Annotated in this window: 13 protein-coding genes and 1 pseudogene; 10 read left to right on the forward strand and 4 right to left on the reverse strand. The window is 71.0% G+C overall.

The window, feature by feature from the left end; all coding sequences use genetic code 11:
* Nucleotides 1–1,051, reverse strand: a 1,051-nt coding sequence (locus tag AO501_RS04380; RefSeq protein ID WP_055576556.1) for a PE family protein, incomplete at its 3' end; no start/stop codon positions are given.
* 237 nt (nucleotides 1,052–1,288) lie between these two features.
* Here AO501_RS04380 and AO501_RS04385 point away from each other — a divergent pair.
* Both AO501_RS04385 and AO501_RS04390 read left to right on the forward strand, forming a co-directional pair.
* Nucleotides 1,289–2,446: a CoA transferase gene (locus tag AO501_RS04385; RefSeq protein ID WP_055576557.1), complete on the forward strand. Its 1,158-nt coding sequence runs from the start codon at nucleotides 1,289–1,291 to the stop codon at nucleotides 2,444–2,446.
* Nucleotides 2,440–3,741, forward strand: a complete 1,302-nt coding sequence (locus AO501_RS04390; RefSeq protein WP_055576558.1) for an amidohydrolase family protein — start codon at nucleotides 2,440–2,442, stop codon at nucleotides 3,739–3,741. Before AO501_RS04385 ends, AO501_RS04390 begins: the two co-directional genes overlap by 7 nt.
* Here AO501_RS04390 and AO501_RS04395 read toward each other — a convergent pair.
* A complete protein-coding gene (locus AO501_RS04395; protein WP_371934977.1) occupies nucleotides 3,726–4,649 on the reverse strand; it encodes an alpha/beta hydrolase in 924 nt (307 codons plus the stop codon). The genes AO501_RS04390 and AO501_RS04395 overlap by 16 nt on opposite strands.
* Before the next feature lie 212 nt (nucleotides 4,650–4,861).
* On the opposite strand from AO501_RS04395, the gene AO501_RS04400 reads away from it, so the two are divergent.
* The 8 genes from AO501_RS04400 to AO501_RS04435 all read left to right on the forward strand — a co-directional run bounded on the left by AO501_RS04400 (nucleotide 4,862) and on the right by AO501_RS04435 (nucleotide 12,664).
* Entirely contained in the window at nucleotides 4,862–5,524 is a 663-nt protein-coding gene (locus AO501_RS04400; protein WP_055576559.1) for a hypothetical protein, read from the forward strand.
* Nucleotides 5,521–6,750: a molybdopterin-dependent oxidoreductase gene (locus tag AO501_RS04405; RefSeq protein ID WP_055576560.1), complete on the forward strand. Its 1,230-nt coding sequence runs from the start codon at nucleotides 5,521–5,523 to the stop codon at nucleotides 6,748–6,750. The genes AO501_RS04400 and AO501_RS04405 overlap by 4 nt, the downstream gene beginning before the upstream one ends.
* A gap of 1 nt (nucleotide 6,751) precedes the next feature.
* The gene (locus AO501_RS04410) at nucleotides 6,752–7,264 is read left to right on the forward strand and encodes a hypothetical protein (protein ID WP_055576561.1); all 513 of its coding nucleotides are present in this window, start codon (nucleotides 6,752–6,754) and stop codon (nucleotides 7,262–7,264) included.
* Between the two features lie 40 nt (nucleotides 7,265–7,304).
* Nucleotides 7,305–8,504: an alpha/beta hydrolase gene (locus AO501_RS04415; RefSeq protein ID WP_055576562.1), complete on the forward strand. Its 1,200-nt coding sequence runs from the start codon at nucleotides 7,305–7,307 to the stop codon at nucleotides 8,502–8,504.
* A gap of 43 nt (nucleotides 8,505–8,547) precedes the next feature.
* Nucleotides 8,548–9,957 carry a WS/DGAT/MGAT family O-acyltransferase gene (locus tag AO501_RS04420; RefSeq protein WP_055576563.1) on the forward strand — a complete coding sequence of 470 codons (1,410 nt, stop codon included), beginning with the start codon at nucleotides 8,548–8,550 and terminating at the stop codon, nucleotides 9,955–9,957.
* Between the two features lie 58 nt (nucleotides 9,958–10,015).
* A complete protein-coding gene (locus tag AO501_RS04425) occupies nucleotides 10,016–10,795 on the forward strand; it encodes a crotonase/enoyl-CoA hydratase family protein (protein WP_055576564.1) in 780 nt (259 codons plus the stop codon).
* Nucleotides 10,796–10,883: 88 nt separating this feature from the next.
* The gene (locus AO501_RS04430; protein WP_055576565.1) at nucleotides 10,884–12,371 is read left to right on the forward strand and encodes a class I adenylate-forming enzyme family protein; all 1,488 of its coding nucleotides are present in this window, start codon (nucleotides 10,884–10,886) and stop codon (nucleotides 12,369–12,371) included.
* Complete coding sequence (locus AO501_RS04435; protein WP_055576566.1) at nucleotides 12,368–12,664, forward strand: hypothetical protein; 297 nt, start codon at nucleotides 12,368–12,370, stop codon at nucleotides 12,662–12,664. The genes AO501_RS04430 and AO501_RS04435 overlap by 4 nt, the downstream gene beginning before the upstream one ends.
* On the opposite strand, the gene AO501_RS04440 is transcribed toward AO501_RS04435, so the two are convergent.
* Nucleotides 12,661–14,115: a PE family protein gene (locus AO501_RS04440; RefSeq protein ID WP_055576567.1), complete on the reverse strand. Its 1,455-nt coding sequence runs from the start codon at nucleotides 14,113–14,115 to the stop codon at nucleotides 12,661–12,663. The genes AO501_RS04435 and AO501_RS04440 overlap by 4 nt on opposite strands.
* A gap of 116 nt (nucleotides 14,116–14,231) precedes the next feature.
* Nucleotides 14,232–15,483: pseudogene (locus AO501_RS37715) on the reverse strand (PE family protein); the annotation flags it as partial.

Below are 15,483 nucleotides of genomic sequence, written 5' to 3' on the forward strand. Positions count from 1 at the left end.
CCCCGCCGTGCCCGCCCAGCCCGACCAGCCAGGCGTTCCCACCGATGCCCCCGGCCCCGCCGGCACCCGTCCCGGCGGCGTCGCCGCCGGCTCCGCCGGAGCCCGCGATGCCGAGCACGGCGTTGCCGCCGGACCCGCCCGCGCCGCCCGCGCCGAGCAGGGTGCCGTCACCGCCGTCGCCGCCGAATCCTGCGTTGCCGAACAAACCGGCGTTGGCGCCGGCGCCGCCGACTCCGCCGGCACCGGTGCCGGAGGCGTTGCCGCCGGCTCCGCCCGCACCGCCGTTGCCGTACAGCAGGCCACCGCCGCCGCCGGCCGCGCCGGCCGCACCGTCGGCGCTGACGCTGGATCCGCCCGCCCCGCCGGCGCCGCCGCTGCCGATCAGGCGGGCGGTGCCACCGACCCCGCCGAGGCCCCCGGTGCCCACGCCGCCGGTGTTGTTTCCGCCGGCCCCGCCGGCGCCGCCGTTGCCGTACAACCAGCCGCCGTTTCCGCCGGCCCCGCCGGCCCCGCCGGCACCGGTTGCCGAGTTTCCGCCGGCGCCACCGGCACCGCCATGGCCGATCAACCCGGCCGAACCGCCCGCTCCGCCGGCCTGACCGGCCGCGCCCGATCCGCCCTTGCCGCCGTTGCCGTAGATGTAGCCACCCGGTTTACCGGCGGCGCCGGTCCCGTCGACCCCGTCGGCGCCGTCACCGATCAGCGGCCGTCCGAACAGCGTCTCGGTGGGCAGGTTGATCAGGTCGATCAGCGGCTGCAGCGGGGAGGCGGCGGCGGCCTCGGCCGCGGTGTAAGCACTCGCGCCGGAGGACAGGGCCTGGATGAACCGGGCGTGGAAGGCCGCGGCTTCCGCGCTGACGGCCTGGTAGGCCTGGCCATGGTTGCCGAACAGCGCGGCGATGGCGGCCGACACCTCGTCCTGCGCCGCGGCGAGCAGCTCGGTGGTGGAGGACGCCGCGGCGGCGTTCGCCCGCTCCAGCGCGGCCCCGAGGCCCGTCAGATTCGACGCCGCGCCCGACAGGACATCCGGCGATGTAGTCACGTACGACATGGGAACCGCCCACTCGCTAGGTCACGACCACAGAGGTCGTGTCAAGTCCCCCGGTCATGTTGATCGGCTAAGCCGATACGACGATAACTGGAATCCGCCCAAAACAAACTGGCTTCTGGCCAAAAACCGGTAAAGACATCCGAATAGTTTCTAGAATGTGGTCTGCGCCACATTCCCGTATCTAGCACCGAAGGCCCCCGCGGCCGCCGATCACCGGCCGCGAGCAACCATGGTGGGGTGAGTTCGGTTGCGGAGTGGGGGCGCAGCGGCCTGGCCTATCTGACTGGTCTGCCCGACGCCGCCCCCGACTTCTCGCGCGCCGGTGTGCTCGAACACGCCCGGCAGCTTGCTCCCGACGCGGCCACCTGGCTGACGGGGCGCGCCGGGCTGCTCGGGCTCAGCCGGGCCGGCCGGGTGTCGGCCGGCGGCGCCACCCATCTGATGGCGGCACGCGACGGGTGGTGCGCGATCACCCTGTCCCGGCCCGACGACGTCGCCGCCGTCCCGGCGCTGCTGTCGGCCGACACGGTCGAAGCGGACCCGTGGCCCGCGCTGCACCGCTGGGTGGCGAGCCGGCCGGCAGCCCAGGCCGTCGAACGCGCGACGCTGCTCGACATCCCCGCGGCCGCGCTGGGTGAGGCCGCCGCGACACCACCGCGGGTGCGCCGGACGGCGCCGCGGGCACCGCTCGACGGCCCGGCGGGCTTGCTGGTCGCCGACCTGTCCTCGCTGTGGGCCGGCCCGTTGTGTGGGCAGTTGCTGGCCCGGGCGGGCGCTACCGTCGTCAAGGTGGAAAGTCCCGCGCGGCCCGATGGCACCCGGGCCGGCGACCACAGGTTCTTCGACTGGATCAACGCAGCGAAACTGTCCTGCTGCCTGGACTTCGACCGGCAGGCCGGCGAGTTGCGGGACCTGCTGACGGTCGCCGACATCGTGATCGAGGGATCGCGGCCCGACGCGCTGGCGCGCCGCGGGCTGGGCCCCGACGACGTTGCCCCGCGCGCCGGGCGGATCTGGTTGCGGATCACCGGTCACGGGTCGCGATCGCGGCGGCCGGCATTCGGCGACGACGCCGCGGTGGCGGGTGGCCTGGTCGGCGCCGGCCCCGTTTTCTGCGGGGACGCCATCGCCGACCCGCTGACCGGGCTGGAGGCCGGCCGGGCGGTGCTGGACTCGCTGCACCGCGGCGGCGGCGAGCTCATCGAGGTCGCCATGGCCGATGTCGCCGCGACCTACGCCGCGTTGCCTGCCGGCCCGCCGGGGCCGGCGCAGTGCTCCGACCGGCCGGTGCGCCCGCCGCGGACTCCCCAGCTGCACGGCGCGGCCTCCGTCCTGGGCGCCGACAACGATGCCGTGCGCCACCTGGTCGCCGAAAGAGGCTGCCGGTCATGCTGATCAAGCGGGCCACCCTGCTGGACGGGACGACCGCCGACATCCGGGTGGGTGCGCGGATCGAAGAAGTGCGGCAGAGCCTCGCCCCGCGGCCCGGGGAAGGTGTGCTCGACGCCGGCGGCGGCACCGTGCTGCCGGGCCTGCACGACCATCACGTCCACCTGCACGCGGCGGCGTCGGCGCTGGACTCGCTGTCGCTCGGACCGCCCGCAGTGCGCACCAGAGACCAACTGGCGCATGCTCTTTCAAGCGCGGTTCCGGGTCCCGACGGATGGATCCGCGCCGTCGGCTACCACGAGTCGGTGGCCGGGGAGCTGGACCGGACGGCGCTGGACGCCGTCCGCGCGCACGTCCCGGTCCGCGTCCAGCACCGAAGCGGGGCGCTGTGGATGCTCAACTCCGCCGCCCTGGGGCGCGTAGGGCTCGCCGGTCATCCCGACGGCCGGCTGCGTAGCGCCGATCCCTGGTCGCAGGCGCTGCAACGCAGGGAGACCGATCTGGCCGAACTGAGCCGGCGCATCACGGCCACCGGAGTCACCGGAGTCACCGACGCGACCCCCGACCTGGACGTCGAAGGCCTGGTTTCGCTGATGATGGCCCACCGCAGCGGCGAATTCCGGCCTGGCGTCAAGGTTCTGGTGCCCGGCAAGAGGATCCTGCACGACGACCGTCTCGACCTGGACGAGTTGATTCAGTGGATCGGTGACCGGCACCGGTCCGGGCAACCGGTCGCCGTGCACTGTGTGACCGCGGCGCAACTGGTCGTCACGATCGCGGCCCTGCGGGCGGCCGGCAGCCACCCGTTCGACCGTATCGAACATGCCGCGGTGGTGCCCGACGACAACCTGGCCGACCTCGCCGAACTCGGCGTCACCGTGGTGACGCAACCCAATTTCGTTGCCGAGCGCGGTGATCAGTACCTGGCCGACGTCCCCGCACACGAGCAGGATCAACTCTGGCGGGTCGCATCGTTACTCAGGGCGAATATCCCGGTTGCGCTGTCCACCGATATGCCGTTCGGCGACGGCGATCCGTGGGCGGCGATGCGGGCCGCGGTGTCGCGCAGCACGCCCAGCGGGGAGGTTCTCAATGCCGGCGAATGTGTCTCCGCACGAACGGCTTTGACGATGTTCCTGGGCTGGTCGGATCGTCCGGACCGGCCGCGCACGGTCGAGATCGGCGAACCGGGGGACCTCTGTGTGCTGTCCGAGCCACCCGACACGGTGCTGGCCGAGCTGGATGCGGGGCTGGTGGCGGCGACGCTGATCCGGGGCGAACTCGTCTACTTCGCGATGTGACCGGACAGGACTGGCCGCAAGGCGTCGCACTGCATCCGGAAAAACTGTTGCGACACCGGCAGTTTCGCCGCGACAAGGTCGAACCCGTGAAACGCGCCCGGAATCCGTTCCACCTGGCACGGCACCCCGGCCTCGACCAGCCGGCGCGCGTATTCGACGTCCTCGTCGTGGAACAGGTCATGGGTGCCGACCCCGACCCACGCCGGGGGCAGCCCGCTCAGGTCGGTGCGCCGGGCCGGCACCGCGACCGCCGGGTCCGCGCCGCCGAGATACGAGACCCAGCCGAATTCATTGGCCCTCGGATCCCACAGCCGGTGATTCGGGTTCGGCGGCGCCGCCGAGCTGCGGTCATCCAGCATCGGATAGACCAACAACTGGAACGCCGGGGTGAGGGCACCGCGGTCGCGCGCCAGCAGCGCCAGCGCTGCGGCCAGTCCGCCGCCGGCGCTGGCCCCGCCGATCGCCACCCGCGCCGGGTCCACCGCGGGCAGGGCGGCCAGCCAGGTCAGTGCCGCATAGCAGTCCTCCAGCGGGGCAGGGTAGGGATGCTCGGGCGCCAGCCGGTAATCCACCGAGGCGACCGTGATACCCAACGCTTTGCTGAACCGTAGACACAGCGCGTCGTCCTGCCGGGCCGAACCGAACACGTATCCGCCGCCGTGAATCCACAACAACGCGGCAGTCGGTTCGTCGACCCCCGCCGGCCGGTACAACCGAACGCCGGTGCCCGACGCCAGGGTCAGCACCTCGACGCCGGCGGGAGTCCGTCCCGGGCTCATCAGCTTGGCCGCCCGCCGCATCACCGGCAGTAGCCGGGGACCGGCCAGCCGCCGCGGCGCAAAGCGCGCGATCCGTCGCAGGTCAGGGTGGACTTGGTCATTCACGATGTCGTTAGTGGCGGCCGGCATCGATCCAGTATCCAACCCGGGCCATCTGGGCCCGCTCCGGCACCGAATATCTGGCATGGACTTTCGCGTTCGCCGCGCGTAACTCTTGACACGGCGTGTGTAGCCAGCCCCGGAACGGGGTATCGATGGGTTTGATCGGTGGACGCGGTTTTGCCAGTGGCCGCTGCGCGCTCGCGCAACGTGGTCGATCACGATGTGCGAGGAGCGTGCGAATGCTGGGAAATCTGTATGACCGTGCCCTCGTCGGCGAGCGCTGTTGGATCCGCCACGACGACGGCGAGGTGCGTCCGCTCCCGGCTCACCGCTGGCTGGGAGCCGCGGACCGCGCGGCCCACGACAACGACGGAGAACGCGCCTCCGACGAGGCATTCGACGAGTCCGTCGCCCAGATGTGCTTCGGCCCGACGATCGAGCTGGGCTGCGGGCCGGCGCGCCTGGTCGCGCGCCTGGTGCAGCGGGGCATACCGGCCCTGGGCATCGACCGCTCGGTGACCGCGATTCAACTCGCCAGCCGCGGTGGCGCTCCCGCCTTGCTCGGCGACGTCTTCGAACCGCTGCCCGGCACCGGCCGGTGGCAGACGGTGTTGCTGGTCGACGGCAACGTCGGCCTGGGCGGCGACCCGCGACGCATCCTGGGCAGGGCCGCGGAGTTGTTGGGACGCGGCGGGCGCTGCGTGGCCGAATTCGATACCCGCGCCATCGGCATCCAGGGCCGTTGGGTCCGGCTGGAGTCCGGCCGCGAGGTGGGTCCCTGGTTCCGCTGGGCCTCGGTGGGCGTGGACAGCGCCGCCTCGCTTGCGGCGCAGGTTGGTCTTACGCTTACCGGCGTGCGGATGATCGGCGGGAGGGTGATCGCAACGCTGGCAGCGTTGTGAAGACCCCTGCGAGTCGCTTCACCAGCCCGTTACGCGGCCCCTGGCTGACGTCGGTTTTCGGGTTGGCGCTGCTGGTTGCCCTGCCCGTCATCGTGCTCACCGGCCTGCTGTCCTACATCGCCTACGGGCCGCAACTGGGCCAGGCCATACCCGCCGACGTCGGCTGGCTGCGGCTGCCGCTGTTCACCTGGCCCACCCGCCCGTCCTGGCTCTATCGGCTGACTCAGGGTCTGCACGTGGGCCTGGGCCTGGTGATCATCCCGGTGGTGCTGGCCAAGCTGTGGTCGGTGATCCCGAAGCTGTTCGCCTGGCCGCCCGCCCGGTCCCTGGCCCAGCTGATAGAGCGGGTGTCGCTGCTGATGCTGGTGGGCGGCCTGCTGTTCGAGATCGTCACCGGCGTGCTCAACATCCAGTACGACTACATCTTCGGATTCAGCTTCTACGACGCGCACTACTTCGGAGCGTGGGTGTTCATCACCGGCTTCCTGATGCACATCGCGCTCAAGATCCCCCACATGATCACCGGCCTGCGATCGATACCGCTGCGAGAAATATTGCGTACCAACGTTTCCGGCACTCGCGCCCAGCCACCCGATGACACCGGGCTGGTGCCCGCGGAGCCGGCCGCGCCGACCGTCAGCCGGCGCGGCGCACTGGCGCTGGTCGGCTCCGGCGTGTTGCTGCTCGCAGTGCTGACCGTCGGGCAGACCCTCGGCGGCCCGGCCCGCAGCGTCGCACTCCTGGTACCGCGGGGGAGGGGCCGGGACTTCCCGGTCAACAAGACCGCGTCCGTCGCCGGCATCACGCCCGAGGCGGTGGGCCCCGGATGGCGATTGACGCTGCGGGGCGGGCCGGCCGAGGTGGTGCTGGACCGCGCCGCGCTGGCCCGGCTGCCGCAACGCACCGCGCGGCTGCCGATCGCCTGCGTGGAGGGCTGGTCGACGGTGCAAACCTGGAGCGGCGTGCCGCTGGCGGAGTTGGCGCGGTTGGCGGGGGTGCCGGCGCCCGGGTCGGCGCACGTGCGGTCGCTGCAGCGGGGCGGCGCATTCGGCGAGGCGTTCCTGCAGGCCAACCAGGTCGCAGACCCGAATGCGCTGCTGGCGCTGCGGGTCAACGGCGAGGACCTGCCGCTGGATCACGGCTACCCGGCGCGGATCATCGTCCCCGCCCTGCCCGGTGTGCACAACACCAAGTGGGTGACCGCCATCGACTTCGGGCGGACATGAAATGAGTTCCAGGCCAACGCTTTTCGCACGATACTACGGCGCTCACCCGTTGCATCTGCTGACCATGGTGGCCGGGTTCGCGCTGCTGGGCTATGTGCTGATCGCGCTGCGACCGGCCGCCCTGTGGAATCCGGGCAGTTGGTGGCAGTCGGTCGCGGTGTGGTTGGCCGCGGCCGTCATCGGCCACGACCTGGTGCTCTTCCCGCTCTACGCGCTGGCCGACGCGGCCATAGCCCGACTGCCCGGGGTCCGGGCGCCGTCACCGAAAGTCCCGGTGCGCAACTACATTCGCGTCCCGGCCCTGGGTGCCGCGCTCACCCTGCTGGTCTTTCTGCCGGGCATCATCGAGCAGGGCGCCGACACCTACCATGCGGCAACCGGCCAGACCCAGCAGCCGTTCCTGGGCCGCTGGCTGCTGCTGGTCGCGACGTTGTTTGCCGGCAGCGCGCTGGCCTACGCCGTGCGGCTTGTCCTGACGAGCCGGCGCATCCCGGAAGAGAATGCAACCGGATAATGCTGGGTTACTACCGGCCAGTAGGGGTACGCTCCCCAGCATGACGGCGACTGGACAGTCCAAATCCTGCGTCAAAAGGATGCTGCGGGCCGGTCCTGCTGACTATCTGCTGGCGATGAGCCGGGCCGGGGCTTCATTGCCGCTGGTGGGCAAGCGCCTGGAGCCATTGGGAACCGTCGCCGCGATGAGCCTGTGGGGCATGCGGTTCGCCCCCGAGTTGGTGTCCGCATCGGCCAAGGGGCGGTTCGCCCCGGGCAGCGGCGAGCTGCGCCGCCGCGAGCGGGACAGCACCAACGAGGTGTCGATCGCGGCGCTGCGTGGGACGGTGTCGCCGGAGGAACTCGACGCCGAGTGGCCCGCCGCCAACCCGACCCCGCCGTTCTGGGAGGCGCTGCGACGCAGCAAGTACCTGCACCGCCGCGGCGTGCACTACGGCGACCAGCCGGTTCAGACCCTCGATGTCTGGCGGCGCAAGGACCTGCCCGCCGAACCCGCCCCGGTGCTGATCTTCGTGCCCGGCGGTGCCTGGGTGCACGGCAGCACCCAGATGCAGGGGACCGCCCTGATGTCGCGCCTGGCCGAGCAGGGCTGGGTCTGCCTGGCGATCAACTACCGGGTCTCGCCACATCATCGCTGGCCCCGGCACATCACCGACGTCAAGACCGCCATCGCCTGGGCGCGCGCCAACGTCGACAGGTTCGGCGGCGACCGCAACTTCGTCGCCGTGGCCGGTTGTTCGGCCGGCGGCCACCTCGCCGCGCTGGCCGGGCTCACCGACGACGACGCGACCTACCAGGCCAAGCTGCCCGACGGTGCCGACAGCTCGGTGGACGCGGTGGTCGGCATCTACGGCCGCTACTGCTGGGAGGACCGGTCGACCCCCGAGCGGGAGCGGTTCGTCCAGTTCCTCGAGCGCGTGGTGGTCCAGCGGTCCATCGCACGGCACCCGGACGTCTTCCGGGACGCCTCGCCGATCGCGCGGGTGCACCGAAATGCGCCGCCGTTCCTGGTGATTCACGGGAGTCGGGACAGTGTGATCCCGGTGGCGCAGGCCCGCAGCTTCGTCGAACGGCTGCGTGCGGTATCGGCTTCGCTGGTCAGCTATGTGGAGTTGCCGGGCGCGGGCCACGGCTTCGACATGCTCGACGGGCCGCGCGCCGGTGCCATGGCCCATGCCACGGCGCTGTTCCTCAACCAGGTGCACCGCACCCGGACACAGTTCGCCAAAGAGGTCATCTAGGCCCGGACCGCTTGTAAGGTCGCGCTATGGGTAGGGGACTGCGGTGAAGCGGCTCACCGGCTGGGACGCGGTGCTGCTGTACAGCGAGACGCCGAACGTGCACATGCACACCATCAAGGTCGCCGTCATCGAACTCGATCCGGAGAGCCGCGGCTTTACCATCGACGCGTTCCGTCAGGTGATCGCCGGGCGGATGGACAAGCTGGTTCCGTTGGGCTATCAGCTGATTGACGTCCCCTACAAGTTCCACCACCCGATGTGGCGGGAGAACTGCGACGTCGACTTCGAGTACCACATCCGCCCGTGGCAGCTGCCCGCCCCTGGTGGCCGTCGCGAGCTCGACGAGGCCATCGGGCAGATCGCCAGCACACCGCTGGACCGCTCGCACCCGTTGTGGGAGATGTACTTCGTCGAGGGGCTGGCCGACGACCGTATCGCGGTGGTGCTCAAGATCCACCACGCGCTGGCCGACGGTGTCGCCTCGGCGAACCTGATGGCGCACGGCATGGATCTCATGCCGACACCGCAGCTCAGCTCCTACACACCCGATCCGGCGCCCACCAAACGCGAGCTGATCAACACAGCGTTCGTCGACCACATGCGCCACATCAAACGCATCCCCGCGACCGTCCGCTACACCGCCCAGGGCATCCGGCGGGTGCGGCGCAGTTCGCGCAAGCTCTCCCCGGAGCTGACGATGCCGTTCACCCCGCCACCGACGTTCATGAACCACATGCTCACCCCGGAGCGCCGGTTCGCCACCGCCACCCTGGCGCTGGCAGATGTGAAGGAGACCGGCAAAAAGCTCGGCGCCACCATCAACGACATGGTGCTGGCCCTGTCCAGCGGCGCGCTGCACAAGCTGCTGGTGCGCTACGACGGCAAGGCGGTGCCGCTGCTGGCGTCGGTGCCGGTCAGCTTCAACTTCGACCCGGAGCGGATCTCAGGCAACTACTTCAGCGGCATGATGGTCGCGCTGCCGTGCGACCTGGACGACCCACTGGAGCGGGTCCGCGCCGCGCACGACAACGCCGTGTCCGCCAAGGAGAGCCACCAGTTGCTCGGGCCGGAGTTGATCAGCCGCTGGGCCGCCTACTGGCCGCCGTCGGGTACCGAGGCGATGTTTCGCTGGCTGTCCAGTCGCGACGGCCAGAACAAGGTGCTCAACCTCAACATCTCCAACGTCCCCGGTCCCCGCGAACGCGGCCGGGTGGGCGGCGCGCTGGTCACCGAGATCTACTCGGTGGGTCCGCTGACGGCGGGCAGTGGCTTGAACATCACCGTGTGGAGCTACGTCGATCAACTCAACATCTCGGTGCTGACCGACGGCGCCACCCTGAACGACCCGCACGAGGTGACCGAGGCGATGATCGCCGAGTTCGTCGAGATACGCAGGGCGGCAGGGCTTTCGGAAGATCTGACGGTCGTCGCCGAGGCGATGGCCCAGGCGTGACGCGACGTTACATCGACCGGCGGATTCGTCACGCGCGACGCCCGCTACCATCGGCACTGTGAGCGACGAAGCTAACAGCGAGCCCGAGATCCTGACCGAAAAGCGGGACCGGATCCTGATCATCACCATCAACCGCCCCAAGGCCAAGAACGCGATCAACGCCGCGGCCAGTCAGGGCCTGGCCGACGCCATGGATCGTCTGGACGAGGACGCCGACCTGTCGGTGGCGATCCTGACCGGCGCCGGCGGATCCTTCTGCGCGGGCATGGACCTCAAGGCGTTCGCCCGCGGCGAGAACGTCGCGATCGCCGGGCGGGGCCTGGGGTTCACCGAGCGCCCACCCGCCAAGCCGCTGATCGCCGCGGTCGAGGGTTATGCGCTGGCCGGTGGCACCGAACTGGCGCTGGCCACGGATCTGATTGTGGCAGCTAATAATTCGGCTTTCGGCATCCCCGAGGTCAAGCGCGGTCTGGTGGCCGGCGGCGGTGGACTGCTGCGGCTGCCCGAGCGCATCCCGTACGCGATCGCCATGGAACTCGCGCTGACCGGCGACCAACTCTCGGCCGAGCGCGCACACGAGCTGGGCCTGGTCAACGTGCTCGCCGAGCCCGGCGGAGCACTGGACGCCGCGATCGCGCTGGCCGAGAAGATCACGGCCAACGGTCCGCTCGCGGTCGCCGCCACCAAGCGCATCATCACCGAATCCCGTGGCTGGACACTCGAAAACCGGTTCACCAAGCAGATCGAGATCCTCGCCCCGATCTTCATGTCCAACGACGCGAAGGAGGGCGCGATCGCCTTCGCCGAGAAGCGCCCCCCGCGCTGGACGGGCACCTGATCGCGGACCGGCGGTGACGCCCGAGCGGCATGGGTTACACTATCGGCAAGATTTGTAACGGTCGCGGGATCCTACGAGGGATCGAGGAATGAGCGTTTCGCTGCTGCTGGAGATGGCTGCGTCGGGCAACCCCGAGCGCACGGCGCTGGTGGCCGGGGACCTGCGGCTGACGACGCAGCAGCTCAGCGACCTGGCTGACGGCGGCGCTGGCGTCCTGGCGAGTTCGGGAGCTCGGCACGTCGTCTACGTCGGGGCCGGCGGCGCGTTGCTACCGCTGCTGATCTTCGCCTCGGCGCGGGCCGGCTTGCCGTTCACTCCGATCAACTACCGCCTTTCCGCCGACGGTATCCAGGCGCTGATCCAGCGTCTGCCCGAACCGCTGGTGATCGTCGACGACCGGTACCCGGACATGATCGGCGACGCCAGGGCGCTGGGCTCCGAGGAGTTCGTCGCGCTGGCCCGCAGCGCCGAGGCCGCCGCGGAGTTCGCCGATCCGGACTCGGTCGCCGTGGTGCTCTTCACCTCCGGTACCACCTCACAACCCAAGGCCGTCGAGCTCACCCACAACAATCTGACCAGTTACATCACCGGAACCGTCGAATTCGACTCGGCCGCACCCGAAGACGCCGCTCTGATCTGCGTGCCGCCCTATCACATCGCCGGGGTCGGAGCCGCGCTGTCCAACCTGTACGCCGGCCGAAAGATGGTGTACCTGACCAACTTCGACCCCCATGAGTGGGTGCGGCTGGTCAACGACGAGCGCGTCACCACCGCCACCGTGGTGCCGACCATGCTGGATCGCATCGTCAACGTCCTCGAGACCGGTGAGCACAAGCTGGCCGCGCTGCGCAACCTCGCCTACGGCGGTTCCAAAGTCGGCCTGCCACTGGTCCGGCGGGCCCTGGAACTGCTGCCGGACGTCGGTTTCGTCAACGCTTACGGCCTCACCGAAACCAGCTCGACGATCGCGGTGCTCACCCCCGACGACCACCGCGACGCGCACACCGCCGCCGACGCCGCGGTCGCCAGGCGGCTGGGATCCGTCGGCCGGCCGGTTCCCGGCATCGAGGTCGAGATCCGGGGCGAAGACGGCACCGTGCTGGGGCCGGGGCAGACGGGCGAACTGTTCGTCCGCGGCGAGCAGGTGTCCGGGCGCTATGCCGGGATCGGTTCGGTGCTCGACGAAAACGGTTGGTTCCCAACCAAAGACATCGCCATGGTCGACGAGGACGGCTATCTGTTCATCGGCGGGCGCAGCGACGACACCATCATCCGCGGCGGCGAGAACATCGCCCCCGCCGAACTCGAGGAGGTGCTCATCGAGCACCCCCACGTGCGCGATGTCGCGGTGGTCGGCGTCGAAGACCCGCAGTGGGGACAGGCGATCGTCGCGGTGGTGGTGCCTCGCGACGGCGTCGATCCCGACCCCGACGAACTGCGCGAATATGTCCGAAAGAGTTTGCGGGGGTCACGCACGCCGGACCGGGTAGTGTTCCGCGACGAGCTGCCGACCACCGCCACCGGCAAGGTACTTCGCCGGGAGATCATCGAGAACCTAGCAGGGGCGCAATCATGATCAAGAACGGAACCCGCCTGGCCAGCCAGGTGTGTGACACCCAAGTCATCGTCGTCCGCAGCGCGGACAGCCTCGACGACCTGCGCTGCGGCGGCGCGCCGATGGTGGAGATGGGCGCCGAGCGTGCCGGTTCGCTCGACCCGGCGTTCGCCGACGGCAGCGTGATGGGCAAGCGCTACGTCGACGAAACCGGCGCCGAGGTGCTGGTGACCAAGCCGGGCGCGGGCAGCCTGAGCGTCGGCGACACCAAGCTTGCCCTCAAAGAGGTCAAACCGCTTCCGGCCAGCGATTAGTCGGTCCCGGGCAAGCCGAGAAGCAGGCCGCCCGCTCCGCCGATCCCGCGGTTGGGGAGGACCTGTGCGTTCCCGCCGTCGCCACCATTGCCGATCAGCTGTGCGTTGCCGCCGTTGCCGCCGAATGCTCCGGTGAACGTGGTGCCATACCCGGCGTCGCCACCCCTGCCGCCGGCACCGACGATCCCGCCGTTGCCGCCCCGGCCGCCGAATCCGCCCCTGCCGAGGGCCTGGCCGCCGTCGCCGCCGTCCCCACCGGTCCCGTAGAGCCCGATGGCATTGCCACCCACGCCTCCGTCGCCGCCGTTGCCGTAGCTGGACTGGCCGCCCGCACCACCGTGACCGCCGTTGCCGAACAGGCTGCCGCCCGTGCCCCCTTTGCCGCCATAGCCACCGTTCTCAAACGGGGTTGTAAGCGTCGCCGAACCGCCGGTTCCCCCAGCGCCGCCATTACCGATGAGGCCGGCCGAGCCGCCGTCGCCGCCGCCGTAGGATGCGCTGCCCAGCGCCGGATTGCCCATGGAACCGTTGCCGCCGTTGCCGCCGTTGCCGCTGAACATCCCGCCGGCGCCGCCGTTGCCACCACTGTTACCGCGGCTGGCTGCTCCGGCGTTGCCGCCCCGGCCGCCGTCGCCGTTCAGCAGTCCGCCGTGCCCGCCCTGGCCTCCGGCGCCGGCAACGCTGTTGCCGGTGGCTTGCCCCGATCCGCCGTCACCGCCGGCGCCTCCGCTGCCGAACAACCCGATGGCGTCCCCGCCCCGACCGCCGGTGCCTCCCGTGGTGGGGGTCAAGGCATATCCACCCGGACCGCCGGCGCCCCCGTTGCCGAACAACATGCCGCCACTGCCGCCGGCGCCCCCGGGGCCGGCGGACTCGAACCCTACGGAGGGCCCGCCGGCACCGCCGGCGCCGCCATTGCCGAACAGCCCGGCGGGTCCGCCGTTGCCACCCGGCCCGCCGAACCCGAACCCGCTTGCGGGCTTGCCTGATCCGCCGTTGCCGCCGTCGCCCCACAGCAGCCCGCCGGCCCCGCCGTTCTGCCCGGTACCGGGCGCTCCATCGGCGCCGTTGCCGATCAGTGCACGCCCCAGCAGCACTTCGGTCGGGGTATTGATCAGGTTCAGCACCTGCTGTTGCAGGGCCTGCCACGGGCTGGCGACGGCCGCGGCGTTGGCTGCCTCGGTCCCCGCATACAGATCCGCGCCTGCGGTCAGCGCCCGGACGAACTGCTGGTGAAAGGCCGCGGTCTGGGCGCTGAGGGCCTGGTAGCCCTGCCCGTGCCGGCCGAACACCGACGCGACTGCCGCCGATATCTCATCGGCACCGGCCGCGAGCAACTGTGTGGTCGGTGCCAGTGTGGCAGCGTTGACCTCGCGGATTGTCGAATCGATCGCGGCCAGGTCTTGCGCCGCAGCAGCCAGGGCATCCGGCGAAGCGATGAGGTAAGACAATTCGCTCTCCCAACCCTGCTGACCTAGAGAGGTGGAAAGCGTAACGCCGCCAACTAGGGCGCACACGAGATTGCGGTGAAGTTCACCGCAGGCACATATATGAGCTTCCGCCGGGATTATCCGTGCGGTCCGGGTGCGCCGGCCTTTCCGAGCGGTCCGGCCGTACCACCGGCCCCGCCGTTTCCGCCGGTCCCGGCCGTGAAGCCGGTGCCCCCGGAGCCTCCGCCGCCACCGGGGCCGCCGTTTCCGATGAAGAACGCGTTGCCGCCGTTGCCGCCGCCGCCCCCGGGCCCACCTGTGCTGCCGATACCGGCGAAGTTCTGCCCGCCCGCGCCGCCGTAGCCGCCCCAGCCGCCGCTGCCGAACAACATGCCGCCCTCGCCGGCGTTTGCGCCCTGACCACCGGCCGCACCGGCGCCGACAGCGAACCCGACTCCGCCGGCGCCGCCAAACCCGCCATCCCCACCCTGGCCGATCAGCTTGGCGTTGGAGCCGTGACCGCCGCTGCCGCCCATGCCGCCGGCGGCGGTGGCGTTGCTGGCACCGCCGTTGCCGCCGTTTCCGCCGGCCCCGTTCATGCCGGAGATGATTCCGCTGCTGCCGGCCTCACCGCCGTTGCCGCCGTAGCCACCGCCGGATGCGTTCGTTCCGGTCGCTCCGCCGTCACCGCCGCGGCCGCCGGATCCGCTGTTGCCGAACAGGTTGGCGGAGCCGCCGCGGCCGCCCTCCCCGCCGTGTCCGGCAGCGCCGAAGGCATTGCCGGTACCGCCGGCACCACCCGGGCCACCCCAGCCGCCATTCCCGTACAGCAGGCCGCCGTTGCCGCCGTTGCCGCCGGTGCCGCCGTTGCCGGGCGTGCCAAGGCCGTTGAATGTGCCGCCCCACCCGCCGTTGCCGCCCGTGCCGATCAGCCCGGCGTCGCCTCCGCGGCCGCCGAAACCGCCGTTGCCGATCGAACTGGCCACCGCGCTGCCGCCGCCACCGCCGTTACCGAACAGGAAACCGGCGTTGGCACCCGGCTGCCCCACACCTCCGCCGCCGCCGTTGCCACCGTCGCCGATCAGGAACCCGGCCTTGCCCGCCAGGCCGCCCGTGCCGCTGACAAAGCCGGTGCCTCCGTCGCCGCCGCTGCCGATCAACAGTCCGGCGTGGCCGCCATTGCCGCCGAAGCCCTGGGTGGCCCCGATGCCGCTGTTGCCACCGCCGCCGCCGTTGCCGAACAGGAAGGCATCGCCGCCATTGCCGCCGATGCCCGCGGTGGCGGGGCTGCCGAGGGTGAGCGAGCTACCGCCGGCTCCGCCGGCGCCGCCGTTGCCCCACAGGAATCCGCCGGCCCCGCCGCCGCCGCCGTTCCCGGCGGGTGTCAAG

The organism is Mycobacterium gordonae (assembly GCF_001417955.2).
Classification (GTDB): Bacteria; Actinomycetota; Actinomycetes; order Mycobacteriales; family Mycobacteriaceae; genus Mycobacterium; species Mycobacterium gordonae_B.